Origin of the sequence: Corynebacterium sp. BF-R-2 (genome assembly GCF_024586525.1) — a bacterium.
Classification (GTDB): Bacteria; Actinomycetota; Actinomycetes; order Mycobacteriales; family Mycobacteriaceae; genus Corynebacterium; species Corynebacterium singulare.
The window spans coordinates 158,457-183,729 of the sequence record NZ_JAMFTP010000002.1; the positions used below are offsets into that span (position 1 = coordinate 158,457).

Consider the following 25,273-nt stretch of genomic DNA (forward strand, 5'->3'; position numbering starts at 1 on the left):
CTACTTCTGTACCGGGGCCCATTCTGGGCCGGTCTCACCGAGCTCTGGGTCAAGTTTGGCCACGAGCGGCTTCGGCTTCTGCAGCGTGGTGCCCGGCGTGACGTCGATACGCTTCCACGCCGCCTGCTGTGCGGTGTAATCACCAGTGATGATCGGATACGGGTGGTTCTCCGGCGGAAGGTTCACACCCACGACCTCGACCGGCATGTCATCGACAACGTCCTCAACCTGTGGCTGTGCGGCCCATACACCCTCACGCCCCAAGGTCTCGTGTACCTTTTGCGCGGTGAAAGGCAAGAAGGGGGTGAGCATGACGTTGCAGTCAGAAACCACCTGAAGTGCCGTCCACAGAACGGTAGCGAGGCGCTCGCGGTGCGTCTCATCCTTGGCCAGCTTCCATGGTTCCATTGCGGCAACGTAGGCATTGGCCTCACCCACGACGTGCATGATGGAAGTCATAGCCTGCTTGAACTTGGACTGCTCAAGGAAGTCCGCGGCAGTGGCGAAGGTGTCCTCCGCCAGTGCCAAAATATCCTTGTCCGGCTGCTCCAGAGCAGCCGGGGCCGGTACCTCGCCGAAGTTCTTAAACGCCATTGACACCGTGCGGTTGACCAAGTTGCCCCAGCCGTTGGCCAGCTCGTTGTTGATACGGCGGACAAACTCATCCCAGGTGAAGTCGGTGTCATTGTTCTCTGGACCGGCCACTGCGATGAAGTAGCGCAGGGCATCGGGGCCGAACTCCTTGAGGAAGTCTTTGACGTAGATAACCACGCCCTTGGAGGAGGAGAACTTGGACCCCGACATAGTCAGGTATTCCGAGGAGACAATCTCCGTGGGTAAGTTCAGCTCACCGTAGGTGTGCAGCTGACCACCCTTTGCTCCCTTGCCCGCGTAGCCTAAGAGCTCCGCCGGCCAGATTTGGGAGTGGAAGGTGATGTTGTCCTTGCCTTGGAAGTAATAGTGGCGGGCCTCCGGGTTCTGCCAGTAGTGCTTCCATGCCTCAGGGTTGCCGGTGCGGTGTGCCCACTCAATGGAGGAAGACAGGTAGCCGATAACCGCATCGAACCACACGTAGAGTTTCTTCGCTCCGTTGTCCTCCCAGCCCTCAACCGGGATCGGGATACCCCAGTCAATATCGCGGGTCATGGTACGCGGGCGCATATCCTCCAGCAGGTTGAGGGAGAACTTCAGCACGTTGGGACGCCACTCTTCGCGGGTCTTCAGCCACGACTCGAGGGCGTCTTTGACCGCAGGCAGGTCCAGCAGGAAATGCTCGGTGTCGATGAATTCCGGCGTTTCCCCGTTGATCTTGGACACTGGGTTGATGAGGTCTACCGGGTCCAGCTGGTTGCCGCAGTTATCGCACTGGTCACCGCGGGCACCATCGGCGCCACACAGCGGGCAGGTGCCCTCAATGTAGCGGTCCGGCAAGGTACGGCCCGTCGATGGCGAGATAGCACCCTGGGTGGTCTCCTTGAGCATGTAGCCGTTCTCGTAGAGGCCTTTGAAGAGTTCTTGCACCACCGCGTAGTGATTGCGGGTGGTGGTGCGGGTGAAAAGGTCATACGACAGTCCGAGGCCCGCCAAGTCGGTCACGATCTGACGGTTGTAGCGATCCGCCAGTTCACGAACGGTAACGCCTTCCTTGTCCGCTTGGACCAGCAGCGGGGTGCCGTGCTCGTCCGTGCCGGAGACCATGAGGACATCCTTGCCGCGCATTCGCTGGAAGCGCGCAAACACATCGGAAGGAACGCCGAAGCCCGCCACGTGTCCGATGTGGCGGGGTCCGTTGGCATAGGGCCAAGCAACATTAACGACAACTGTCTCAGTCATGGCCCCTACTCTATCGAACACCCCCTCACCGTATGTGCAGTGAGGGGGTGTCACTACGTGTTCGCTGTCAGGCGCGAACTTACCGGGCGCGACTAATTCTTGTGCATGCGCTGACGGCGGCGGGCCTTGTAGGCCTCTTCGCGCTGGAACTCGCGGTGCAGGCGGCGCTCACGGGCTAGCTTGCGCTGGAAGGCTTGGGCCTCACGGTACTCCAAGTAGATAACGTCGTTGCTCAGGTCCTTGTAGATGGCGAACATGAGGCCAACGACGATGAAGAGGAACGGCAGGGCTGCCACGATGGTGACGTTCTGCAGGTTGGACAGGGAGTCCTCACTGGACAGCAGGAGCGTCAGACCAACGGCCGCGGTGAGCACACCCCACGTGGCGGACAGCCACGGCTTGGCGGTGGTGGCGCCGGACTGGGACATGGAGCCCATGACCGTGGACGCGGAGTCGGCCGAGGTGATGAAGAACGTGGCCAGGAGGATTGCAGCGACGATGCCGGCAATGAAGCCTCCCGGAAGGTTCTGCAGGAGGTTGAAGAGCTCCTGCTCAGCAGAATCACCGGAAATGGAGTTGCCGTTCTGCTCCATGTGAATGGCGGTGCCACCGAAGATGGCGAACCAGATGGTGGACACACCAGCCGGGACGAGGAGGACGCCGATGCAGAACTCGCGGACAGAGCGGCCGCGAGAAATGCGCGCCAGGAACATACCGACGAACGGGGACCAGGACACCCACCACGCCCAGTAGAAGATGGTCCAAGACGATAGCCACTCGGCTGCCTCACCGTTGTTGGACTCAGCGGTACGGGCGATCATCTCGGTGAAGTTGGCCAGGTAGTTACCAATCGAACCTGGAATCTGGTTAAGGATGGTGACCGTCGGGCCCAGGATGAACACGAAGATGGCCAGCAGTGCAGCCAGAACCATGTTGGCGTTGGACAGGTACTGAATACCCTTGCCCACACCAGACATGGCGGACAGGATGAAGGCCAAGGTCAGCACAAGCACGATGCCGATGACAACGCCCTGGGACGGGTTCTCAATCAGGCCCGAGGCCTCAAGTCCTGCCTGGATCTGGGTAGCACCCAGGCCCAGGGAGCAGGCGGTTCCGAAGACGGTGGCGAAGATGGCCAGGATGTCAATGAGTTTGCCCAGAGCACCGTCAGCGGCACGCTGACCAATGAGCGGCACGAAGGTCTGGCTCAGCAGCTGCTTACGACCGATACGGAAAGTGGAGTAGGCAATGGCCAGGCCCACGATGGCGTAGACGGCCCAGGGGTGCAGGGTCCAGTGGAACATCGCGGTGGCCATGGCGGTCCCCACCTCGTGCTCGCCGTGGCCGGGCACGCCGTTCTTGAAGTAGTTGAGCGGCTCGGAAGCGCCGTAGAACATGAGGCCGATGCCCATACCGGCAGCGAACATCATGGCAATCCAGGACACCGTGGAGAATTCGGGCTCTTCATCGATGTGCCCCAAGCGAATAGTGCCAAACTTCGACATCGCGATAAAGATCACGAAGACGACGAAGATGGTGCCAAACAGCACGTAGGCCCAGCCGAAGTCATTGACGACGAAATTCAGGGCGTTGCTTGCGAAAGCACCGAAGTTATCCGGTGCGGCCAGGCCCCAGGCCACGATGGCGGCCACAAGAAGGCCGGCGATGCCAACAATGGACCAGTCAATCGGCGAATCAATGCCGCCGGGGCCGAACTCCTCGGTTTCCTTGTCCTCTGCGGGCACCGAGTAGGCCCCCGGGTTGAAGGCCTTGTTGGTGATCATGTCCTGGAGCTGGCTCGTGGCCGAGGCTGCCTCGAGGCGCTCATCGACAGTGCGATACTCATCGACCGTGCTTTGCGAGCTTGTCCCGCTCGGCACGGCTGACGAGACCCCCGTGTCCTTTACGTTGTCTACATTGGTCGAGTCTGTCATAGTCTCAGACCTTGCTGCCCTGCCACCAACTAGTCAACTTGCAGGCGCGCTAAAGGCGCACCGTATCGCACATATCCGCAGAAAAATAGGCAGGAGCCCGTGCTTTCCGACGTCCCCCTTTTCCCCACCGCGGTCCTGTCCCGAACTGGGACTGCGCAGCTGACAGAGGATTTTAGACCGTCTCACCGCGTACTCACAGATCGATCACGTAACGATACGATAACGATTAGGGAAAGAGAGACAGCGGTCACCACACAACGTCGATGCTGCACAACCACACATTCCCCCACTGCGCGGGAACGGCGGCAGGCTAGTCGCGGGCAGCGAGGTACGCGTCGTACAACTCACGGTTCGACCATTCAGTCCCCGCGGCTGCTTGCTTGCAGGCCTGCTTTGCGCGCACGCCGCGCTCCACCTCAGCACGGACCTCAGCAAGTAGCTCCTCTAGCGACGCGGGCTCAGCAGCACCACCTTCAATCACCACGGTGATTTCGCCGCGCGCATTCTCTTCTGCCCATTCAGCAAGCTCACCCAACGTTCCGCGCTTGATCTCTTCATAGGTCTTGGTCAGTTCGCGGCACACCGCAGCGCGGCGTTCGGCGCCGAGGATCGTGGAGGCGTCGCCAAGCGTCTGCGCTAGCCGGTGCGGCGACTCGAAGAAGGCAATAGCGCGGCGCTCCCCTACCAACGACTCCAACCACGCTTTGCGTGGACCAGGCTTACGCGGAGGAAAGGCATCGAAGAGAAAGTGCCCCACCCCCAAGCCTGAGAGCGCCAAGGCCGTGGGCACCGCGGACGGACCAGGGAAGCAGGTGACGGGGACACCTGCCGCCACGGCCGCATCGACGATGGAATGACCAGGATCAGAAACCAACGGCATTCCTGCGTCGGACACGACAAGAACCGTCCCGGTTCGCGCGGCGTCGACCAGCATTCGTGAGCGCTCCGCCTCATTGTGATCAAAATTGGAGACCACCTTGCCTCGAATGTCCACGCCCAATGCTTGGGCTAGGTTGCGTACGCGGCGGGTATCTTCCGCAGCGATGACATCGGCGTGCCCCAAGGCTTGCATGAGGCGTGCGGAGGCATCGCCAGGATTTCCTAGGGGCGTCGCAGCGAGGATGACACCGCGCGGCAAAGGATCAAGCTGAAGACTCATACACCCCAGCATGGCACACGCACGCTAAACTCTTCCGAGTGAGTATCGCAACGTCCATCCCCCGACCTGCCCGGAAGGGCCACACCGCCGCGCCCGGCCGCCATACCCGGCCGGCGCCGCCTGCGCCCCGCCCCTACGTCTGGACCAGTTCCGACACCATTAGCACCGCCATTATCGCTGTGCTGGCCTTCATCACGCGCTTTGTAGGCCTCACCAGTCCAGTATCGGAAGGCACCCCGGTCTTCGACGAGAAGCACTACGTGCCGCAGGCCTGGGACATGGTGAGCAGCTGGCACAACCTGTTCCTCGGCGGAATCGAGTCCAACCCCGGCTACGGTCTCGTGGTTCACCCACCGCTAGCAAAGCAGATTGTCGCTCTTTCCGAGTCTGTCTTTGGTTATACCCCGATGGGCTGGCGTTTCATGACCGCCCTCTTCGGTGTGGGCACTGTACTACTCACGATGGCCCTGGCTCGCCGCTTGTCGGGTTCCTGGCACGTCGGATTCTTAGCTGGACTGATCGCCGTATGCGATGGCGTGCTCCTCGTCTCTTCGAAGTTTGGCATGCTGGACATCTTCCAGGTCTTCTTTGTTGTCGCCGCCGCTTGGGCGCTTGCCCGTGACCACCAGCAGATGCGTGAGCGCCTCCACACCGCTTTCATCACGGGGGCGATGGGTACATCTGATTTCGGTCCCCGTTTTGGCTTCCGCTGGTGGCGTTTTACGGCCGGTGTTTTCTTGGGACTGACGTTGTCCGTGAAGTGGTCCGGCCTGTACTACATCATGTTCTTCGGCCTCATGAGCGTCTTCTCTGACCTAGCTCTGCGCCGCATGTACGGTGTGCGCCGCTACGTCCTTGGCACCCTCATCCGTGACACTCCGGCAGCTCTCGCCTCCATCGTCGTGCTGCCCATTGCCCTGTACGCCTGGTCCTGGCGTGCATGGTTTGCCGATGAAACCGCCGTGTACCGCCACGCAAAGGTGGACGGCACGATCGACGAAGGTTCGTGGCTCCTCAATCTCCCCGAACCTATTGCAGGCTGGTTCTACTATCACAGCTCGGTCTTGGAGTTCCACGCTTCATTAACCTCCTCGGGCGGCCATAGCCACCCGTGGGATTCCAAGCCATGGGCGTGGCTCGTGGCAGCGCGCCCTATTCTCTATTACTCCTCTACCGATCTCACCTGCCCCAATGGTGGTGACTGCCGCGAGATGCTCTATCTCTTCGGCACCCCCGCTATCTGGTGGCTCGTCATTCCGGCCGTGTTGTGGGGCCTGTGGTCGCTGCTCGTGCGACGCAACCGTGCTTTCCTCATCCCACTCGTGGGCGCAGCTGCCGGTTTCCTCCCCTGGCTCATGGTCTTTGACCGACAGATGTACTTCTTCTACGCCACGGCCTTCATCCCCTTTGTCATCGTGCTCATTGCTCTCGCGTGTGGCCAGATGATTGGCCGTGGGCCGGAACTCAGGTGGCCATGGCTCCGCTCGATCTTCGGTTCAGCGATACCGCTAGGAACCTTCCTGACTGTGTGCTATGCGGCGCTCGTGGTCGCCATGTTCGCGTACTTCTCCCCCATTCTGTACGGATTTCTCATCCCTGAATCGTGGTATCAGTCGATGATGTGGCTGCCATCGTGGAGCTAATCCCACCTCACAGGATGTGTCTGTTCCCCTAACGCTTAACGAGGGCTCGCAGTCAGGGCGCGATAAACGTCCCGCAGCACAAAGCCCCTGTCCGCGGCCCACGCCCAGCCCAGGCCCACTGCAGCCAATCCCGTGGCCACAAGGATGTAGATTTGGCCGGCCCCCGCCGTTCCCAATGCGAAATCCCGCATGGTGAAGCCACAGAGGAAGGCGAACATGGTACAGGCGACCGGCAGCAGGCCAGGCGCTGATGCTGGCCGCCAAGCGGCAAAGCCAAGACCACTGGCTAGTCCAAAGCGCAACGCAGCTGCTTCCATGAGCAGGCGTGCGCGTTCCGGATCCGCACCTTCTGCCAGAGTTCCTTCACTGCCGGTGGTGGTCAGCCCAGATGCACTCACCACGACCACCACTGCCCACACAAGAAAGACCACGGACAGTACTGACAGGCTTATTCTCGCAAGAGCCACGGAGGCTTGGCGTGCGCTCGAGGCCCGCTGCCATTCCGGTTCCACGCCCGCGAGGATGACCTCTGAGAGGTCCCGAGGGGGGTGCCCTGCAGGTTGGACCTGGCTCAATGAATGAGACAGCGCAGCTGCTTTATCGCGGAAGGCCGCACATTCCGGGCATCCGGAAAGGTGGGCATCGATGACATCCGGAGCAAGCTGCGGCACTTCACCGTCCAACTGCGCGGAGATTGCCGCCTGCACCTGCTCATGCGTCAGCACGGTTCAACACCCCATCTACGCTGGCGCGACCCGAACCAAACACGACAATCATGAGTAAGGACACCATGAGCACCAGCGGATACTCGATACCACCGTCCGCAGTGAAGAGGCCATTACTCAAATGCACGAAGTAAAGAGCACATGCCATGAGCAGCGCCAGTGCGCCGGCCACAAAGGTGGTCAACAGGCCGACGACCAAGGCGGCGCCACCAATCATTTCCGCAACGCTGGCCAAATAGGCCGATAGCTGCGGCTGCGGGATTCCCCACGCAGAGAACTGCCCGGTGGTTTCGTCCATGCCAGCAAAGAACATCTTGTCCACGCCATGCGCCACGAAGATGACGCCCAGCACTGCACGGAAGATGAGCAACGCGGCATCGCGAACAGCGGGTCGATTCATGATTCATAGACTACCCTGGATGCCCACTGCCCTACGAAAGGACTCCCGCGCCATGAGCATCTGGACCACCGTAGATTCACCGCTGGGTTCATTGACCCTCGTCGCCAGCGACGACGGCTTAACCCATGTCTATTTTCCTACTGAGAACCCTGATCTGGATGCGGTCCCGCAACCCCCACTTGCAACAGCAGCGGCTAGGTCTACCTGCGTACCCGAGCGCGTGCTCTGCTCCGCAACGAAACAACTCATCGAATACTTTGGCGGCACCCGCCACCATTTCGACGTGCAACTCGCCCTGCCTACTCCCCCGCTGTCCTTCCGTGATCGCGCCCACCGAGCTCTCGGCCTCATTCCCTATGGGCATCGGTGGAGCTATGCGCACTTAGCACAGGCCGCAGGAAGCCCGCGTGCGGTTCGGGCAGCCGGCAGCGCCTGCGCATCCAATCCGCTGCCGATCGTGGTTCCTTGTCACCGAGTAGTGCGCGCCGACGGGCTTATCGGTTCCTACCGCGGCGGCGCCGAAGCCAAGGCTTTCCTCCTAGAACACGAAGAACACCACGCTAGGATGGCGCAGAGCGGGAACCGCTGAGAGGTTTGCGCAGTCTAAGAAGGTATGACTGTTACGGAAATGACGAACGATACTGGGCCTGTGTACGACGCGGAGGGATTGGGGCGCCCCGCATGGGCGATGACCTCGCCGCTGCTACGCCACTATTACGACACTGAATGGGGTATGCCCGTTCACGAAGAGTCCGCTCTCTTGGAGAGACTGTGCCTCGAAGGATTTCAAGCAGGGTTGAACTGGGAGCTCGTGCTGCGCAAGCGTGATGCTTTCCGCGAAGCCTTTGCCGGTTTTGATGCGGATCTGCTCTCCAGCTTTGGGGAGGAAGAAATCGAACGCCTCATGGAAAATGACGGCATTATCCGCAATCGCTTAAAAATCAAGGCCACCCTCACCAACGCTAAGGCCACGGTGGCATTACGCGAGGAGGGCGGGCTCGATGAGTTCATTTGGAGCTTCCTGCCAGAAGACACCATCGCTCCTGAATGCGAGGAAGATATTCCCAAATACACGCCGGAAGCTGAAGACATGTCCAAAGCTTTGAAGAATGCAGGATTCAAGTTTGTAGGGCCGGTGACCTGTTTCTCCCTCATGGAGGCCATCGGCATGGTGGATGCCCACTTGGTGGGCTCACACCGCCGCGGCACCTCCGGTATCTGGCCGGCCTAACTAGCCCACACGGCGCGCCGCAAGGTCATCGCGGCGCTGACGTGGAGAGCTGTGCGGGCCGTCGAAATCACCGTCAGTGTCATCCTCGTCGTAGACCGGCAAGTAATCGAAGTCAGGGCTCTCATCATCAATCTCGAGGACGAGGGCACCTGGGCGTCGCAGGTTTGGCGGCAACGATTCAGCTGGGTTTTCTGCGTTACGCACTCCAAGGCGTGCACGGCGCAAATGGTAGACGCGGCGGCGCAGCAACTCCTGCTCGCGGCGCACTTGGGAGCGCAATGCGACGAGGTACACGGTGGTGATGACACCGGCGATTCCGGCGAGCCACCAAGCCCAGCCGCCAAAGACGATGCCGAGACAAACCGTGGCAACCACGGCCACGGCCAAGCCTATAAGCGTGCGCTGGCGGCGCTGGTAGCGGGTTGCGGATGCTTCCTTCTCCTTTACCGGATCCCAGCCGCCGCGTCCGAGGCGGCGCTGTGCAAAGGCAAGCTCCTCAGCGGAAAGCTCGGTATCGGTGTGTGGGTTGCGCTCCGGTTCTTCTTCCCCGTCAACGGCCTCGCTCATGGGAACAGCAGCCGATCCGGAAGAGACGGCATCATCGAACTCTGCGGAGTCCTCAGCATCAGCCTCCTCAGCATCAGCCGTACCCTCACCAATGTCAGCAGCACTCGCGGCAGCCGGGGCATCGATAGCCCCCGGATAAAGGAGATCAACCGGGGACGTGAAGGTCTCATCGAAGTCGTAGGCATCCTCTGCCACTGAGGTGTGGGCCGGCGTGGTAAAGACCTCAGCTTCAACGGGATCGACGTCTGCGTTGGGCTCCTGGATGCGTTCCTCTTCCACGATGACGTCATCCTCACCGTCGTCATCACTGGTGTCCTCGGCCGCGTCTGCATCTGATGCGGCATTCTCAGCACCGACGGGGACCGCCGCCACAGAATCAGCCGTGGTGGCGCCCTCAGGGGTCTCGACCACTTCGCCGTCGATAGTGTCCGCCACGACATGGCCCTCAGTCCCCTCACCGGGACCCTTACTGGAAGCGACATCAGCAGTACTGGAATCCTCATCCGAGGCATCATCAGCCAGCACCAACTCATACTCGGCATCCGGGTCCTCGGCAGAGACGCGGGCGCTGGGCCGGATATCCGCCTTACCCAATCGTGGCTTGCGGCGGCCCGGTACGGAGCCAGAGTCGCCTTCAAAGAGCACGCGGGTCTCCTCGAAGGCCTCACCGGTGTGGCTCATGGGGCGCTGGGAGCGCAGCAGCCACGGAGCAAGAATGAAAAGCCACACCACAATGACGAGGATGATGGGCACAGTGGTCATCATGAGGAAGGTTCCCACTTTCCAGGGTCGACGAAAAGGGAGTACAACTAGGCCCCCACTTTAGCCTCCCTACTACCCGATTCGGGCATTGTCGGCCCCAAAATTACAAGGTTGTGACTTAAGTGAAAGCAGAGGTCGACGGCCTTTATGCGATACGACCACTACTACGCAGGCGCTCGACGGCACTCGATGCAAAATCCTCTCGATTGAGCGCCAAAAAGTGGTGATCACGCCACGCACCATCAATATGCAAATTGCGGCGAAGGAAACCCTCATCACGGAAACCGTTATTGTGAAGGACCTTGCCGGAAGCGGGATTGCCCGGAAGATAGGTCGCGGTCACGCGGTGCAGACCAACCCGGCAGAAAGCATGATCTACCCCCAATGCGCAGGCCGCAGTGGCAATACCCGCGCGGTGTACCCCTGAATGTACCCAGTAGCCCACCCAGCATTCACTGACTCCTCCGTGCTGGATGTTTCCCAAGGTCAACTGACCACGAAACTGGCCGTCAACCTCGATAACAAGAGGGACCACGGTGCCGGAGCGGGCTGAATCACGCAGGAACATCAGGTGGTTCCACCACGCGGACTGAGAATGCGCGGAGTTCCAAGAAGTGGGCAGGGTTGGTTCCACCGGCTTGAGAAACTCACGATCCTCAATTCGCTGCTGCCGCCAAGCTCCGCCATCACCGCGCATGAGCGGCCGCAGACGCACAGACAGTCCGTGTGGAAACGCCGGAGTTGGTCTCATGCGAACGACGGGAGTGGCCTCTGGCCAACCAGGATGATTCGGGTTAACCTCACCGCTCGCAGGGCTCGACAGCCGCCCAGCGGCATTTCCAAAGGGATCCAGCATGGGCCTAGCTGCGCTGGGTCAAGAACAAAACGTCAACCACATCGCCTGGTCGGATCTCCGTGACTTCCTCCGGAATACGAATCATGGCGTTGGCCTCTGACAAACCGGCAAGCAGGTGAGCAGGTGCGCCCGCGGCCCCACCGAGCCCTTCCACAAGGTAGTCAGAGGTTTCAGCGTCACGCATCAAGCGCGCACGGATAAAGCCACGCCGGCCCGGGCGAGACTCAACGTGGTTGAGCACACGAGCGCGCACCACTCGGCGCTGTCCGCTTCGCTTGCCCAGGGATAGCCTAATAAGCGGGCGAACAAAGACCTCAAAAATGACCAGCGCAGAGACCGGGTTCGAGGGCAGCAGGAAGGTCGGGATACGTTCCTCTCCCAGCAAGCCAAAGCCCTGAACCGAGCCTGGGTGCATGGCTACACGTGAGGTATCGACGTCACCAAGCTCATCGAGAACCCCACGGATCTCGTCTGCGCCTGCGCCACCCACGGCACCGGAAATGACGAGAACTTCACTACGCGCGAGGTGGGTTTCCAGAGCTTCGCGCACGCGGCGCGGCTCGCCGGCAGCAATACCCACGCGTTGCACGTCGGCGCCGGCCTCCTTCGCTGCGGCCGCCAAGGCATAGGAATTCACGTCAAAGACCTGACCTAAGCCCGGTTCACGGTCAATATCGACCAACTCTTTGCCATAGGACACGATGGTCACGCGCGGACGTGGATAGGCCAAAACTTTGGAGCGGCCTACCGCAGCGAGTAGGCCAATCTGTGCTGGCCCCAGGACGGTCCCAGAGGACACTGCAACGTCACCCGGCTGAATGTCATCGCCCACGCGACGGACAAAGTCACCCGAGCGCACTGGACGGTGCGAGGTTACGCGCTTGCGTCCGCGATCAGACCATTCGAGGGGCAGGACAGCGTCGGCAAGCGTCGGCAAAGGTGCACCCGTGTACACCCGCACTGCCTGCTTAGGCTGAAGGCGCAAAGGCTGACGCGAACCTGCCGGTACCTCACCGACCACAGGTAGGGAACGTTCAGTCTCCGGTTCTGAGGCAGGGTCACCCGCCTCATCCTCTGCCGGCCGCGGACGGGGCTTAAGTGCCTTCTCTCCGCCGACATCAACTGCACGCACTGCATATCCATCAATCGCTGCCTGCGGAAAGCCCGGCAGCGGCTGATTCGCCTGCACTTCCTCAGCGCACTTGAGTCCCAGGGCATTCGCGATGGCTATGCGCACCGGCTCCGGGGTCACCGCCGCATCAAGAATGAACGCCATCTGGTCATCGACCGAACGCATACACCGCCTACCTTCGCTGTGGGGTCTGTGGGGGATGGACTAAAGCTTAATGTGCGGAGGCTAGCCCTTCAGGCCGTTCTCCGCTTCATACTCATCCATGATGTGCTTGAGGGCCTTGTACAGCGCAGGGCCATACTTCTCATCACGCAGGCCGAAATCCACGTTTGCGGGAATATATCCACCCGGGTTACCCAGGTCATGGCGCTTGCCTTGGTGAACCACAACGTGAACCGGGTGGCCTTCCTTGATGAGAAGCTCAATGGCGTCGGTCAGCTGCAACTCGCCGCCCTTGCCCGGCTTAATACGGCGCAGGGCATCAAAAATCTTACGGTCCAGCAGGTAGCGGCCTGTCGCCACCAGATTGGACGGAGCGTCCTCCGGCTCCGGCTTCTCCACCATGCCCACGACCTTTTTCACGCCAGGGACATTGGTGTCCTCTACGTCAAAGACGCCGTAGTTATAGGTTTCTTCCCGGGACACCTCGAACGCGCACAGCACACTGCCGCCGAGCGCTGCACGCACGCGAGCCATCTCACCCATGACGGTCGCGGGTAGAACGATGTCATCTGGCAACATCACGGCGAAGAAGTCTTCGTGCTCGTCCAAAACGGACTCAGCCAAGCCGACTGCATGCCCCAAACCAAGGGGCTTCTCCTGTGGAACGGAGATGGGGTGAATCAGTTGAGCGGCACGCTTAACCTTGCCCACCTGCTCATCCTTGCCGCGAGCGTCAAGAGTCTCAACCAGCTCAGGAAATTCCTCAAAATGGCGCATCACTTCCTGCTTATTAGGTGCGGTGATGACGGCCAGGCGCTGTGCGCCTACGGATGCGGCTTCCTCCGCAATCAGCTCAATACCCGGCGTATCGACGACAGGGAGCAGCTCCTTCGGCACAGTTTTGGTGGCGGGCAAAAAGCGGGTGCCCATGCCAGCTGCGGGGACAACAACCGTGGCGATCCCAGTGGGGGAATCCTCATGTGCAATAGCCATAGATTCCAGTTTACAATGCGCCGACCACAGCTCCGCGGTGCGCTACGCCAGCGATCTATGATTTATATCCATGACAACCACCCCTAAGGCTGTTCTCAGGGCCCAGCTTCTTCAGTCGCGCCGAGCGCGCAACCCCGAGCAGCGCGCTCAAGATAACAAGGCGTGGTGCGCCGGGGTTCGTGCACTTCTCACGCCTGCAATGCGGGTCGCAGCGTACCACCCGCTCGGCACTGAGCCGGGTGGCCCAGAGCTGGTGGACAGCATCGCTGCTGCGTGTCGCGAGGTCTATCTGCCGATTTCCGGCACCGATGGTCAGCTGCTGTGGACGCTTTACGACGGCCCAGATTCCATGCGTCCCGGCGCGTTGGGCATTGCGGAACCGGTTGGCAAACGCCACTCCAGCGCGGTGTTGGCACAGCTGGATCTCATTCTGGCTCCCGCCATGGCCGTGAGCCCAGCAGGCATGCGCCTGGGAAAGGGCGCCGGTTACTACGACCGCGCCTTGGCTCCCCTCACGACTGGCCAGCCGCCTGTGGTCGCTCTCGTGCATTCCACCGAAGTACGTGAGGTTCCCTTTGAGGACCACGATCGTCCCGTCGATGGCATCCTCACTGAGCTCGGGATGAGTTGGATGTAGCGACCTGGGAACCGCACGGAGCTCTGCACAGTCTAAGAAGATATGGAACTCGTTCATATCCTGCGCACACCAGGGCACCGACGCAGCGTGCTGATTCGGCGAACTCTGGCCTGCATGCTGCTCGTGGCTGCTGCCGTGAGCGCTCTAGCCTCTACTCGTGAGCAGCCTCGCACTGTGGTCATGGCACGCGAGGTAGCTGCGGGCGAGAAACTTGCCCAGGGTGATGTTGCGGTGGCTCGTGTCCCCTCGTCTCTTCTTCCCGCCACAGCCCTAGGAAGTAACCCGGAGGAGGCTGTCGGCCGAGTTCTCGTGGCATCGGCTGGCGCAGGTGAAATCCTCACTACTACGCGGCTGCTGAGCTCCGACCTCGTCGCGGACTTCGGGATGTCAGATGCCCACCTCATCCCTTTGACCTTGGCGGAACCGGAGATCGCATCCAACCTGCATCACGGCGATACCGTTAATATCGTCGGCGGCACAGACTCCCGCGATGTGGATGACGCGGTCGCTCTCGATGATTATGGTTCCTCTGCACAAGGCGCCACAATCGCCAGCGGCGCACGCGTCGTCTCGGTTGACGCGCCGGACGCTGGCGCCCGCACACGCACACTCCTCGTCGCACTACCCGCGCAGGCTGCTGAAGCCGTCGCCGCCGCGTCCCTGGCGCAACCGCTCACGGTGGTCATTGTTGGAGACCGCGCTCACACATAGTCAGGTTCTGTGTTTGTCAGCGCCTTTTCTCGGATGCCTGTCTCTGCACGTTGCCTCCGTTAACCTGCGCGGATTAGTGTGTTTATGTCCACTCAGGCGCCACAGCCCACTAGCCCACAGGGAGCTGCCGGCAGTGCGCCAGTCAGTGGCCTCTCATCGCAGTAGTTTCCCGCTCCGTCTCGCCCCTCTTTCCCGTTAGCCCACCACAGCATCGAATACATCGCAGTGGGCACGCTACGTATGGCGCACTGCACCGACATCCCTACGAGGAAGGTTGTAAGGCGAACGAGGTTTTCATTAGAAAAGGACATTCATATGCTCAAGGGTTTTAAAAACTTCATCATGCGCGGAAACGTCATTGAGTTAGCTGTCGCAGTCATCATTGGCTCGGCGTTCACCGCCATTGTCACCTCCGTGACAGATCACCTCATCCAGCCGCTCATCAATTCCTTCGGCTCCCCGGATATGGGCGGCCTAGGGTTCAGCATCACCGATAGCCCGGAAACCTTCCTGGACTTCGGCGCCGTCATCACCGCCGTCATCAATTTCCTCATCATCGCCGCTGTGGTCTACTTCGGAATCATTGCGCCGATCGATGCTCTGACGCAGCGCGCCAAGCGCCACCAGGGTGTCGATCCTGAAGAGGCTGCACCGACCAGCGAGCAGCTTCTCGCGGAGATTCGTGACCTGCTCGCTGCTGAGAGCGGTGGTGCTACGGGCCAGAACACCAACGCCACCAAGAAGTAATCAGCATAGGGCGTAAAACACAAGGAGGGCTGGCCGTTCCGAGGAGGAAGGCCCGCCCTTTTTTCATGCACTGCCTACGGCCGCCTGCTCTACTGGGTAGCCCCGAAATGCGGCGGCATGTTCTCGCGGTAGAAGGCCTCACCGGTGGGCTCATCGTCGTTTCCGACGACGGAGTCATTGTCGAGCGCGACGCTGCGCAGCTCGTCATCACCCACGTTTCCTGCGGTGTCGCGGAAATCCGTGCTGGGTGCATCAAAGCTACGGTCATAATTCTGCGCAGTGGACGGGCGCTGTACGCGGCGGCGACGACGTGCAGGACGCCGATCTGATTCAGCCATTAGACGCTAGACTTCTGCAGCTGGTCAACGAGGTGGTGTACCAGCGGCGTCAGCGTAGCCATGCCGTCACGGACCGCGGCACGCGACGCTGCGACATTGACAATCACCGTCGAACCGGAGACACCGGAGATACCGCGGGACGTGCATGCATCCACCGCACCACACGCCTGGCCGGAGGACCGCAGCGCCTGTGCCACACCGGGGACCATCTGATCCAGCACTGCGCGAGTGGCCTCCGGAGTCTTATCGCGCGGCCCCACGCCGGTACCGCCGATGGTGAGCACGAGGTCCACGCCACCTACGACACCTGTTTCGATGGCTTGGCGGATCTTAGACTTCTTCGAGCGGACAATCACAGCACCATCAACGGTAAACTCTGCTTCCGACAGCAGCTCGCCCGCGAGGCGGGAAGTATCCTGCGCAGTGTCATCTGGGTGATCCGTCACGATGACGACGAGCGCACGACGTGGCGCCTGCACGCTCTGCTCCTGTTCACTGGCAAAAAGGAAGGCGTCATCGGGTTCGTTGACGTCATCAAGCTCGTATGAGGCGTCGCGTCCCAGCATGTCTGTGGTATCGGTTTTCTCTGCCAAGGGAGTGTCTCCTTAAGGCCAAAGGCTCAGTGTTGTCCGTGGGGTGTTCTCTGCGTGGTCTAGGTGCGGCGGTCTCTGTGCGGCCCCGAACACGGCGCCCACGTCAACCGCCTGGCTATGTGTAAACTTACTCGCTCGCCAGCGTTACCTCTACCTGTCGCGAATCTTCGCTGTCCTTGGTCGTCACTTCAAGGGTGACGGTCGCACCGAACTCCTGAGAACGTGTGGCCGCGATCAGCGAATCGGAGCTCTCAATGAGGCGATCGTTGACTCGGGTGACAATATCACCGTCCTTCAAGCCTGCCTTGTCAGCGGGGCTGTCGGGTTCCACCTCGACGATTTCTGCACCATAGACAGTGCTTTGCGCGCGCACCTTCACTCCCAACGTGGGGTGCTTGACCTTGCCGTTGTTAATGAGCTCATCAGCCATGCGCTTAGCAAAGTTGGACGGGATGGCAAAGCCCAACCCAATGGAGCCACCTTCAGCGTTAGCGCCACTGGACAGGGAGGCGATCATCGAGTTCATGCCGATGATATTACCTTCCATATCGACCAGTGGTCCGCCGGAGTTTCCGGGGTTTACCGCGGCGTCGGTCTGGATGGCGTCGATAAGCGAAGACTCCCCGCCTTCCTGTGAAGCGCGCACTGGACGGTTCTTTGCTGACACAATGCCGGACGTCACCGTCGCATTGAGTCCCAGCGGCGAGCCTACTGCGACGACTTCCTGGCCCACTGCGGCGGAATCAGAATCGCCGAACTGCAAGAACGGCAGGTCTTTCGCATCATCGATCTTGATTACGGCAACGTCTGTCGTGGCATCTGAGGCCACAAAGGTTGCGGAATGATGCGAGCCGTCATTCATCGTTACCTCAAGGCGCCCGCCTTGATCCGCTCCCGCGACCACGTGGTGGTTGGTGAGAACATAGCCATCCGGGGAAATGATTGACCCAGAGCCCTCAGCACCACCCGAGCGCGTCATACTAAAAATCGACACCACTGCTGGGAGCACCTTCGAGGCCACCTCCTCCACGGAGCCATCGGCAGGCTCTTTGCCCGTGCTGTTGACCACGGGTTGCTGTTGCAACACCTCATTGACCGTCGACGTCGAATCCTTGTCATTGTTCATCGCGCCGACGACAGCGCCGGTCACACCACCCGCAGCGATGGCACCTACCAGCATCGCCAACGCGGTGCCTAAGCCAACTGTGCGTTTGGGTGTGGACTGCTTGTCAGTAGGAACCATGTGAACACCAGCGTTCTGTTGGCCGCCGAACACTGGCTGATTCTGGGGGTTGTGACCAGTGCTGGCAGCGGTGCCGAACGCTCGCTGTCCGGCATAGGGTTGCTGCTGCTGAGTGCTGTGCGCGTTGTAGCCGTTGCGTGGCCGCGGGCCACCAAAGCCATAGGAGCTGCCGCCGCTATGCGACGTCTCCCCGCCCATGGGTTCCTGGCCGGCGTACGGAGAGTGCGGCGCCTGAGGCGCATGCGGGGCCGACGCCCCCGAAGCGTCATTGGACCCTTTCTGCTCAGGGTTGTGGCTGGGACGGTTCCCAAAGCCTTGCGGGGTCTGTGCCGCAGAGCGCGGCTGGTTCCAGCCAGTCGACTCGCTCCCCGCCTGAGTGTTACGGGGTTCCTGCGAGTTATCCATGTTCGAGTTCCTCACGTTCATGCCATCTAGTGTGCACTACAGCGCTGATGCGGATCTGTTAGTGCACTGCAATTCTGCTACAAGAAGCTGAACGTTTCCTGTATGTCATGAACTGGGACGTTAGCCTCTGGCTAGCCTTGGTTGAACCACCGCTCCGCAAAGATCTGGCCACGGTCAGCGGGGGTATCCTCCTGAAACTCATTAGGCTGTTCTTCCAGTCCGTCCACCATGGCATCGCCTTCCGTGGGGCGGCCCGGCAAAATGACTTCCATACGCGTTCCGCCATCCGCGGAGTCCTTGATGGTGATGACACCATTGTGGCGCTCAACCACAGCCTTGACGATGGCCAAGCCCAAGCCGGAGCCCGGCATCGAACGAGCTTCCGCAGAGCGATAGAAACGCTCGAACACCTTTTCCCGCTCCTCTGGGGCAATACCGGGGCCAGAGTCATCGACGCGCAGAAACACCTTGTTCGCTGCCACCTGACGCATAGACACGCGGACCGTACCGGTAGGCGGAGACCACTTGGCCGCATTGTCCATGAGGTTGAGCGTGGCACGACCCAAAGCAAAGGGATCGCCATCGAGCACCCACGGGATAAACCTCACGCGGAAATCCACATCGGGGCGGCGACGACGTGCTCGGTTGAGAGAGTTCTCCAAAACCTCATGCAGCTCCACCGGCTCCGGTTCCTTCTCCGTTGCGTCCTCTCGCGCCAAGTCCACGAGATCACCAATAAGAGTGGAGAGCTCAGACATCTGTGCCATCACGTCGTCTTCGAGGTCGCGGCGATCTTCTTCGCTGATGCCGAATCCACCACCAGACTTGTTAAGCATCATGAGTAGCTCAATATTGGTACGCATGGAGGTTAGCGGCGTCTTGAGCTCGTGACCGGCATCGGCCACGAATTGGGACTGCTGCACGCGAGCGTGCTGAAGGGCGCTCAGCATTCGGTTGAAGGACACCGTCAACTGCGCCATCTCATCGTTGCTGACAACTTCAATCGGGCGCAGGTCATTGGTCTGGGTAACGTAATCTGCTGCGCGCTTCAGGCGCGCGATCGGCTGCATTCCTGTCTTCGACACCACCATGCCCGCAAAAATTGCCAGCAGCACGCCGAAGGCAACGATAATCAGCAGCGCTGAGCCCACGGCAGAAATTAGTTCCTCAGTAGCGCTAAGGCTCTTAGCCACGACCACCGTGGCGCCGCCATCGTGAGATTTAGCCAACACCCGCTCGCCATTCACCGTACAGATGGAGGTTTCCGTCGTGTCACCGTCACGCTTGAAATCCCCGCCCACCGGGAGAGCATCACCGTAGGCAAAAGTGGCCGAAGGAGGCGAAATGGAGACCCGTGTCTCCGGGTTGTACAGCTTGAAGGACGCGATTTCTTGGTCGATATTGCCGACGAAGCTGGGATCCTGCGCTTGACGTATCAGCACATCGGCCTGTTGCGCCATGAGCTTATCCACGCTCGCCGTCATTGACGCTGCCACCAGCCAATAGGTCACCAATGTCATGACTGCAACCGATACAGCGACGACAACGCCTGTCACGAGAGAAAGGCGCCACCGTAGCGGCGCCCGTGAAGCCCAGCTGCCGCGGCGGGGGGACATGGCCACCTGTGCGGCGGCCGGTGAGGCTTCAGAAGGCACCGCGTGAGACGCGGGCCTTCGGAGAATCACGCGATAGCCTCCCTCATCACGTAGCCCACGCCACGCACGGTGTGGATGAGACGCGGTTCGCCATCTTCCTCGGTCTTCTTACGCAAGTATCCAATGTAGACCTCGAGGGCGTTGCCCGAGGTGGGGAAATCATAGCCCCACACCTCTTCGAGGATGGTGTTGCGGGAGAGCACCTTGCGCGGGTTTTCCATAAGCAGATGCAGGAGGGCAAACTCGGTACGGGTCAGAGAGATCTGACGGCCGCCGCGGGTGACCTCACGGGTGTCTGCATCCAGCTTGAGATCCTCAAAGCTCAGCTGGGTTTCAGCCGGCGGCTTTGCACCAATGGAATCAGCAGCAGCGCGACGGACCAAGGAACGCACGCGCGCGAGCAGCTCCTCCAACGCGAAGGGCTTGGGCAGGTAGTCATCAGCACCCGCATCCAAGCCAGCAACACGATCCGAGACACCATCACGGGCGGTAAGCACAAGAATCGGACGGTCCCAGCCCTCACTACGCAGAGTGCGGCAGACCTCGAGGCCATCCATGTTTGGCATCATGACATCGAGGATGAGTAGATCAGGGTTATCGCTGTGCACTGCTTCGACGGCCTGAACACCATCGGCGGCCAGCGCCACATCGTAACCATTGAACTTCAGAGATCGGCGAAGCGATTCGCGTACGGCTTGCTCGTCATCCACGACTAGAATCTTCATAGAACCAATTATGACTTATGAAGGGCATTTTAACGAAGCGAAACGTATTATTTCGCCCCCTTCAATCCCCCCTTAAGGACGAAAATCACCCCTCCGGCTTCATACCCCCCTTCCTCAACCCCGAAACGCGCTGCTCAATGACGGGGTGAAGATAGAAAAATCCCCGGCATAATCACTCAGTTTGAATGACTACGCCGGGGATACTGTCACAGCAGCAGGCTTAAACGCCTTAGAACTGCTCGACGTCGATGAGGCCGAGCTTGGCAGCCTTCACCAGACGGCGCGGGATACGCACGGTCTGACCGTCGATGGTGACTTCCTGGAGGGCGACGTTGTCAGCCTTCCACTGGGAACGGCGAGAGTGGGTATTCGCGCGGGACTTCTTAAACTTAGGAGTTGCCATCTTTTCCTATCCTCCTTACGCGTTCTTCTTCTTACGGCGAGCCATTGCACCGAAGCGCTGGTTGAACTTCTCAACGCGGCCAGCGGTATCCATGACGCGCTGGGCACCAGTCCAGAACGGGTGGGACTCAGCGGTCACGTCGACGACGATGAGCGGGTACTCGTTGCCGTCTTCCCATTCAACGGTGCGGTCGGAGGTAGCGGTGGACTTGGTCAGGAAGGAGTGGCCGGTACCGGCGTCCTTGAAGACCACCGGGTGGTAATCCGGGTGGATATCTTTCTTCATATGTCGATTCCCTCAGGGTTGAACTACGGGTCGGTTCCCTCTCTCCACACCGTGCGTGGGTGCATCACTACACGTCGCAACGCCACAGCGTGCGTAAGGATCGTGCCCGAGTTGGGTCTCAATGCTTACAAACTGTGCGGCTCTCGCCGACAACTCGGAATATCCTACAGGGCCGAGGTTCCAAAACCTAAATCGCGACAACGGGCCGACATCTCCTTTATATCTCCAGCCACACAGGGCCTCAGAGATCACACACCTGACGGGCACTACACATGCGCTCTCGTCGCCAGTTTCGCCTGCTCTTACAGCGAGGTGAGCAGGGCAAGAGCTGGCACGCTATGCTTAGCGACGCCTCCCCCTCCGCACGCCCCTCAGCGCGGCCAACCGCACGCGCCTACTCGATGGCTCAACTGATCGGCGATTAGGTTCTGAGCTGGCTGGCATGTAAGATTTCCCCTTGCTGTTGTCAAAGTAATCGTTTTACGCCCTCATCAACTGGTGTTCAACGGATTAAGCCTCCTGCTCAACCTCACTTTTCGAGCGCCGCGCCTCACCGCGGATTAGGCACTCCGTTAGTCGCTTTCGATGTGGGCGGCTAGGAGAAAGAAGACCCATGTCGGCTATTTGCCAGGTAACGGGCCGCAAGCCGGAATTCGGCAAGCAGGTCTCGCACTCGCACCGCCGCACCTCGCGCCGTTGGAACCCCAACGTGCAGCGTCGTCGGTACTACCTGCCCTCCGAGGGCCGTACCATCACCCTGAATGTTTCCACCAAGGGCATGAAGATCATCGACCGTGACGGCATCGAGTCCGTCGTGGCCAAGATTCGCGCACGTGGGGAGAAGATCTAAAGATGGCACGTAATGACATTCGTCCAATCATCAAACTGAAGTCCACTGCGGGCACCGGTTACACCTACGTGACCCGCAAGAATAAGCGCAACAACCCGGATCGCATCACCCTCAAGAAGTTCGATCCGGTTGTCCGCAAGCACGTCGAATTCCGCGAGGAGCGATAATTTATGGCTAAGAAGTCTAAGATCGCCAAGAACGAGCAGCGCAAGGAAATCGTCGCCCGCTACGCGGAGCGTCGCGCCGAGCTCAAGGCAATCATCAAGAACCCGAACACCCCGGACGACGAGCGCCTCGAGGCGCAGTTCGAGCTGAACCGTCAGCCGCGCGACGCTGCCCGCGTTCGCGTCCGTAACCGCGACGCTGCCGATGGCCGCCCGCGCGGTTACCTCCGCAAGTTCGGTCTGTCCCGTGTCCGTATGCGCGGCATGGCTCACCGTGGTGAGCTGCCGGGCGTTCGCAAGTCCAGCTGGTAAAGGGGTAACCACACAATGGCTGTCAAGCGTAATAACCACAAGAAGTTCCGTATGGAGCAGACCCGTCGCCCGAAGAAGAACCCGCTCAAGGCCGAGGGCATTGAGAAGGTTGACTACAAGGAGATCAAGACTCTGCGTCTGTTCATCTCCGATCGTGGCAAGATCCGCTCCCGTCGCGTCACCGGTCTGACCCCGCAGCAGCAGCGCCAGGTTGCTACTGCCGTCAAGAACGCACGCGAAATGGCTCTCCTGCCGTTCACGTCCCGCTAAACACTAGCTGGTTTCAACAGCGCACTTTTGCCGCTGTACTCGTGACTCACTAGGACAGGACAAAAGAGCTTTCAGGCCCGCCGCCTCGTTCCTCATTCAGAGGAGCTGGGGCGGCGGTTCTCGTTTTCACCGCTACAACTGACGTAACCTCGCACCACCCGCCACATGGCCATCGGTGGCTGTACTGCTAGATTGAAGAACGAGAAACACCCTGACAGAAAGGGGCCTGAGAACCTATGTCGCTGCACGAATCCTTAACTGATCTAAGCGAGCTCGCCGCACACTGCCACTCCCCCGCGCACGCCCGCGGCCTGCTGGAGGAGGCCCAGGACCTCATCCGCAATGCTGCTGCGCACCGCGCGGATGGCGTCGAGCTGGCAGCGTGGTTTGCCCGCGTGGTCACAGATCTCGTGCGCTCTCCGGGCCTCTGCAGCCCTGTACGTCTCACTGGGCCTGCCGCCCGGGGCGATCTCTTACCATCCATGCGCATTACGTGGCTAGGAGAAGACCCTCAGCTGGAGCAGGTAATCGCCGATGCTGGCCTTAACTGCGCCGCGGTTGAAGCATCCGCCGCCACCCGTGCCGATGCCGGCCTCCCATTGGGCGCTGGCGGCGAAGAGGACCTCTACACCGACGCCTTAGCCAAGCGCCCAGCCCCACTCAAGCTCATCGATGGCCTGCCGGACCGTTCCGCTGACGTCGCCATCCGCCCGACTCTACTGGCTCCTGTCTCCGCCATTGCCCGCTGGGCAGCGCCCGCCCCTCGCCCTACTCCGGATCGTTTGGCCATCGGAGTGGAACGCGAGCTGCTCACCGCCAGCGAGGCCGAGGGGCTGAGCCTCGCCTGGGGCACGGGCGTGGCACTTGAGCTCGGAAGGTGGTACGAGGGCGTCGACAAGCACGGCGTTGTTCTTGGTGACCTTCCCCCACTCGATCGCACCGCCTATGGCTCTGCCTGCCGCACTGTTTCTGCAACTGTAGAATCCATCGTTGCGCGGCACGGTAGTGTGGTAGGCACAACTAAAGGGTAGGAATTAAGCCCTTCCCGCTGTGCGGAGTACGATAGTTGAATTGAAAATAATTAGTGAGTGACGCTCATCGAAGGGAGTCCGCCTGATGGCAGGTACCGTTGGCAGGCCGCGTAAGAACAGCCCACGCCGCCGTGGCAACACCGCGCGCGAGGAGATCTTAGACGCCTCGTCCGAGCTGTTCACCACACAAGGGTTTGCCACGACTTCAACCCACCAGATCGCCGATGCCGTGGGTATTCGCCAGGCCTCGCTGTATTATCACTTTCCGTCCAAGACGGATATTTTCCTTACCCTGCTCAACTCCACTATTGAGCCCTCACTCGAATTGGCAGAGGAGCTCGCTGCCTCAGACGCCGCACCGGCCCAGCGCTTGTGGTCTCTCGTTGCGGCAGAGTCGCGCCTCTTGCTGACTTCCGCGTGGAATGTGGGCCGGCTATATCAGCTTCCGGTGGCTAACTCCCCGGAGTTTGGGGAGTACCACGAGCAGCGTGACCGTCTGAAGGAGCATTTCCGCTCGGCGGCCGCCGGGATTGTCGGTGAAGATGATCCGCGCGTTGAGCTCCCCTTCCACATCGCCCTATCCGTCATTGAAATGCGCCCCAATGATGGCACCGCGCCCTTCGACGCTTCCCAGCGCGTGCCGGAGCAATCCGCCATGCTGGCGGACGCCGCACTGGCCGTCCTCGGCACCACTCCTCCCGACGCCGCAGAGGCCACGACCCTGGAGCTGCTCAAGAACCGCAATGACTCCATTTCCTCGGCCGCCGCTGCCGCCGCCGACCGCAAGAAGGCAGTACGCTAGCAGCCCTCGGCGCCTTCAGCGTCCGTGACGAATGGCGTAGTGCGCCAGAAACGTCTTATAGGGTTTGTAGACCTTCTCGCCGTCGGCTTTGAGGTTGTCAACGAGGCGATCCATTTTGTGGTTCGTCTTCTTTTCCGTCCATTCCAGGGCGTCCGCAATCTCACGCACGGATGGGATATCAGCATCCGTTGAGCCGGGTTTCTTGAGGTAGCTCGCTAGCTGCCGCAGGAGTTCCTCCTGCTCATCGTTAGGTACGTGGCGAGTTCGGGTGCGTTCTTCTTCCTGCACCTGCTCGCGCTTGGTGCGACGCGCATAATTGCTATTCTCCACGTCAATGTAGAGCTCATAAGGGCACTCGGGGGTCTCAAAAGTGATACGGGATGGTCCGGGCGGAACGGCGGCCACTGCCCGCGGGCCGAGGTCGATTCGCGAGAACCCCTTAACCCCACGCAGCTCGATGCGTAACGGGATGTGGCTGCCCACGTTACAAATCATCCAGCCCTGGCCGGCGTACCACAGCTGGAAGAGATGACGGTGCAGGGTGAGATCACCTTCGCCCACACGAAAATCACCGGCGCGGCCGACAACGACTTCCTCCCCCGGTGCAACGATCCTCACGCCACCAATGAGATCATCAATCCGCAGCCGTGGGCCGCGTTCCGCTTCCTGAAGCGTATGTGGTTGTTGCGTGCTCATAGTCACCTC

The 25,273-nt window shown here is 60.5% G+C and carries 29 protein-coding genes; 12 read left to right on the forward strand and 17 right to left on the reverse strand.

Annotation, left to right across the window (positions count from 1 at the left end):
* The 3 genes from metG to rsmI all read right to left on the reverse strand — a co-directional run bounded on the left by metG (position 1) and on the right by rsmI (position 4,926).
* Positions 1-1,833 carry a methionine--tRNA ligase gene (gene metG / locus M5J09_RS01870; RefSeq protein ID WP_144791516.1) on the reverse strand — a complete coding sequence of 611 codons (1,833 nt, stop codon included), beginning with the start codon at positions 1,831-1,833 and terminating at the stop codon, positions 1-3.
* Between the two features lie 92 nt (positions 1,834-1,925).
* Positions 1,926-3,767, reverse strand: coding sequence for a BCCT family transporter (locus M5J09_RS01875; protein ID WP_257156781.1), 1,842 nt, complete (start codon positions 3,765-3,767; stop codon positions 1,926-1,928).
* A 310-nt stretch (positions 3,768-4,077) separates the two neighbouring features.
* Positions 4,078-4,926 carry a 16S rRNA (cytidine(1402)-2'-O)-methyltransferase gene (gene rsmI, locus M5J09_RS01880; protein ID WP_070536783.1) on the reverse strand — a complete coding sequence of 283 codons (849 nt, stop codon included), beginning with the start codon at positions 4,924-4,926 and terminating at the stop codon, positions 4,078-4,080.
* A 56-nt stretch (positions 4,927-4,982) separates the two neighbouring features.
* Here rsmI and M5J09_RS01885 point away from each other — a divergent pair, with 56 nt between their 5' ends.
* Entirely contained in the window at positions 4,983-6,569 is a 1,587-nt protein-coding gene (locus M5J09_RS01885) for a phospholipid carrier-dependent glycosyltransferase (RefSeq protein ID WP_257156814.1), read from the forward strand.
* Between the two features lie 35 nt (positions 6,570-6,604).
* Here the strand turns inward: M5J09_RS01885 and M5J09_RS01890 are convergent, their stop codons facing one another.
* Together M5J09_RS01890 and M5J09_RS01895 are read right to left on the reverse strand one after the other, a co-directional pair.
* Positions 6,605-7,294 carry a zf-HC2 domain-containing protein gene (locus tag M5J09_RS01890; RefSeq protein WP_257156782.1) on the reverse strand — a complete coding sequence of 230 codons (690 nt, stop codon included), beginning with the start codon at positions 7,292-7,294 and terminating at the stop codon, positions 6,605-6,607.
* Positions 7,281-7,694, reverse strand: a complete 414-nt coding sequence (locus tag M5J09_RS01895) for a DoxX family protein (protein WP_239179962.1) — start codon at positions 7,692-7,694, stop codon at positions 7,281-7,283. Before M5J09_RS01895 ends, M5J09_RS01890 begins: the two co-directional genes overlap by 14 nt.
* Positions 7,695-7,713: 19 nt before the next feature.
* Between M5J09_RS01895 and M5J09_RS01900 the strand changes: the two genes are divergently transcribed.
* Both M5J09_RS01900 and M5J09_RS01905 read left to right on the forward strand, forming a co-directional pair.
* Positions 7,714-8,283 carry a methylated-DNA--[protein]-cysteine S-methyltransferase gene (locus tag M5J09_RS01900; protein WP_257156783.1) on the forward strand — a complete coding sequence of 190 codons (570 nt, stop codon included), beginning with the start codon at positions 7,714-7,716 and terminating at the stop codon, positions 8,281-8,283.
* Positions 8,284-8,307: 24 nt separating this feature from the next.
* Positions 8,308-8,925 (forward strand): DNA-3-methyladenine glycosylase I, encoded by a 618-nt coding sequence (locus M5J09_RS01905; RefSeq protein ID WP_257156784.1) that lies wholly within the window; start codon positions 8,308-8,310, stop codon positions 8,923-8,925.
* Here M5J09_RS01905 and glpR read toward each other — a convergent pair whose 3' ends face one another.
* The 4 genes from glpR to M5J09_RS01925 all read right to left on the reverse strand — a co-directional run bounded on the left by glpR (position 8,926) and on the right by M5J09_RS01925 (position 13,397).
* Positions 8,926-10,257, reverse strand: coding sequence for a gephyrin-like molybdotransferase receptor GlpR (gene glpR / locus M5J09_RS01910; RefSeq protein ID WP_257156785.1), 1,332 nt, complete (start codon positions 10,255-10,257; stop codon positions 8,926-8,928).
* 142 nt (positions 10,258-10,399) lie between these two features.
* Complete coding sequence (locus tag M5J09_RS01915) at positions 10,400-11,110, reverse strand: GNAT family N-acetyltransferase (protein ID WP_257156786.1); 711 nt, start codon at positions 11,108-11,110, stop codon at positions 10,400-10,402.
* Between the two features lie 4 nt (positions 11,111-11,114).
* Positions 11,115-12,407, reverse strand: coding sequence for a gephyrin-like molybdotransferase Glp (glp, locus tag M5J09_RS01920; protein ID WP_239179971.1), 1,293 nt, complete (start codon positions 12,405-12,407; stop codon positions 11,115-11,117).
* A gap of 60 nt (positions 12,408-12,467) precedes the next feature.
* On the reverse strand, positions 12,468-13,397 hold the full coding sequence (locus tag M5J09_RS01925; protein WP_257156787.1) for a UTP--glucose-1-phosphate uridylyltransferase: 930 nt from the start codon (positions 13,395-13,397) through the stop codon (positions 12,468-12,470).
* Between the two features lie 70 nt (positions 13,398-13,467).
* On the opposite strand from M5J09_RS01925, the gene M5J09_RS01930 reads away from it, so the two are divergent.
* From M5J09_RS01930 to mscL, 3 genes are all read left to right on the forward strand, one after another.
* The gene (locus tag M5J09_RS01930; RefSeq protein WP_257156788.1) at positions 13,468-14,034 is read left to right on the forward strand and encodes a 5-formyltetrahydrofolate cyclo-ligase; all 567 of its coding nucleotides are present in this window, start codon (positions 13,468-13,470) and stop codon (positions 14,032-14,034) included.
* Positions 14,035-14,076: 42 nt separating this feature from the next.
* Entirely contained in the window at positions 14,077-14,745 is a 669-nt protein-coding gene (locus M5J09_RS01935; RefSeq protein ID WP_257156789.1) for an SAF domain-containing protein, read from the forward strand.
* A 315-nt stretch (positions 14,746-15,060) separates the two neighbouring features.
* Positions 15,061-15,492, forward strand: coding sequence for a large conductance mechanosensitive channel protein MscL (gene mscL / locus M5J09_RS01940; protein ID WP_239179977.1), 432 nt, complete (start codon positions 15,061-15,063; stop codon positions 15,490-15,492).
* Positions 15,493-15,581: 89 nt separating this feature from the next.
* On the opposite strand, the gene M5J09_RS01945 is transcribed toward mscL, so the two are convergent.
* From M5J09_RS01945 to M5J09_RS01975, 7 genes are all read right to left on the reverse strand, one after another.
* Positions 15,582-15,830, reverse strand: a complete 249-nt coding sequence (locus tag M5J09_RS01945) for a hypothetical protein (protein ID WP_042530068.1) — start codon at positions 15,828-15,830, stop codon at positions 15,582-15,584.
* Positions 15,830-16,396, reverse strand: coding sequence for a molybdenum cofactor biosynthesis protein B (locus tag M5J09_RS01950; RefSeq protein WP_042533145.1), 567 nt, complete (start codon positions 16,394-16,396; stop codon positions 15,830-15,832). The genes M5J09_RS01945 and M5J09_RS01950 overlap by 1 nt, the downstream gene beginning before the upstream one ends.
* 154 nt (positions 16,397-16,550) lie before the next feature.
* Positions 16,551-18,092, reverse strand: coding sequence for a S1C family serine protease (locus M5J09_RS01955; protein ID WP_257156790.1), 1,542 nt, complete (start codon positions 18,090-18,092; stop codon positions 16,551-16,553).
* Positions 18,093-18,202: 110 nt separating this feature from the next.
* Positions 18,203-19,756, reverse strand: a complete 1,554-nt coding sequence (locus tag M5J09_RS01960) for a HAMP domain-containing sensor histidine kinase (protein WP_257156791.1) — start codon at positions 19,754-19,756, stop codon at positions 18,203-18,205.
* Positions 19,753-20,451 carry a response regulator transcription factor gene (locus M5J09_RS01965; protein WP_042530063.1) on the reverse strand — a complete coding sequence of 233 codons (699 nt, stop codon included), beginning with the start codon at positions 20,449-20,451 and terminating at the stop codon, positions 19,753-19,755. The genes M5J09_RS01960 and M5J09_RS01965 overlap by 4 nt, the downstream gene beginning before the upstream one ends.
* Before the next feature lie 229 nt (positions 20,452-20,680).
* The gene (rpmF, locus tag M5J09_RS01970) at positions 20,681-20,854 is read right to left on the reverse strand and encodes a 50S ribosomal protein L32 (protein ID WP_039674524.1); all 174 of its coding nucleotides are present in this window, start codon (positions 20,852-20,854) and stop codon (positions 20,681-20,683) included.
* A 15-nt stretch (positions 20,855-20,869) separates the two neighbouring features.
* A complete protein-coding gene (locus M5J09_RS01975) occupies positions 20,870-21,139 on the reverse strand; it encodes a type B 50S ribosomal protein L31 (RefSeq protein ID WP_005530151.1) in 270 nt (89 codons plus the stop codon).
* A gap of 613 nt (positions 21,140-21,752) precedes the next feature.
* Here M5J09_RS01975 and rpmB point away from each other — a divergent pair.
* The 6 genes from rpmB (at position 21,753) to M5J09_RS02005 (ending at position 24,568) form a co-directional block, all read left to right on the forward strand.
* On the forward strand, positions 21,753-21,989 hold the full coding sequence (gene rpmB, locus M5J09_RS01980; protein ID WP_005279911.1) for a 50S ribosomal protein L28: 237 nt from the start codon (positions 21,753-21,755) through the stop codon (positions 21,987-21,989).
* Between the two features lie 2 nt (positions 21,990-21,991).
* Positions 21,992-22,156 carry a 50S ribosomal protein L33 gene (gene rpmG, locus M5J09_RS01985; RefSeq protein ID WP_042530058.1) on the forward strand — a complete coding sequence of 55 codons (165 nt, stop codon included), beginning with the start codon at positions 21,992-21,994 and terminating at the stop codon, positions 22,154-22,156.
* Positions 22,157-22,159: 3 nt separating this feature from the next.
* Entirely contained in the window at positions 22,160-22,465 is a 306-nt protein-coding gene (rpsN, locus tag M5J09_RS01990; RefSeq protein ID WP_042530056.1) for a 30S ribosomal protein S14, read from the forward strand.
* 15 nt (positions 22,466-22,480) lie between these two features.
* Positions 22,481-22,735, forward strand: coding sequence for a 30S ribosomal protein S18 (rpsR, locus tag M5J09_RS01995; protein WP_010187626.1), 255 nt, complete (start codon positions 22,481-22,483; stop codon positions 22,733-22,735).
* A 236-nt stretch (positions 22,736-22,971) separates the two neighbouring features.
* The gene (locus M5J09_RS02000; protein ID WP_144791557.1) at positions 22,972-23,766 is read left to right on the forward strand and encodes a hypothetical protein; all 795 of its coding nucleotides are present in this window, start codon (positions 22,972-22,974) and stop codon (positions 23,764-23,766) included.
* A gap of 85 nt (positions 23,767-23,851) precedes the next feature.
* Positions 23,852-24,568 carry a TetR/AcrR family transcriptional regulator gene (locus M5J09_RS02005; RefSeq protein WP_257156792.1) on the forward strand — a complete coding sequence of 239 codons (717 nt, stop codon included), beginning with the start codon at positions 23,852-23,854 and terminating at the stop codon, positions 24,566-24,568.
* Between the two features lie 15 nt (positions 24,569-24,583).
* On the opposite strand, the gene M5J09_RS02010 is transcribed toward M5J09_RS02005, so the two are convergent.
* Complete coding sequence (locus M5J09_RS02010) at positions 24,584-25,264, reverse strand: hypothetical protein (RefSeq protein WP_042530050.1); 681 nt, start codon at positions 25,262-25,264, stop codon at positions 24,584-24,586.
* Positions 25,265-25,273 lie beyond the last annotated feature (9 nt).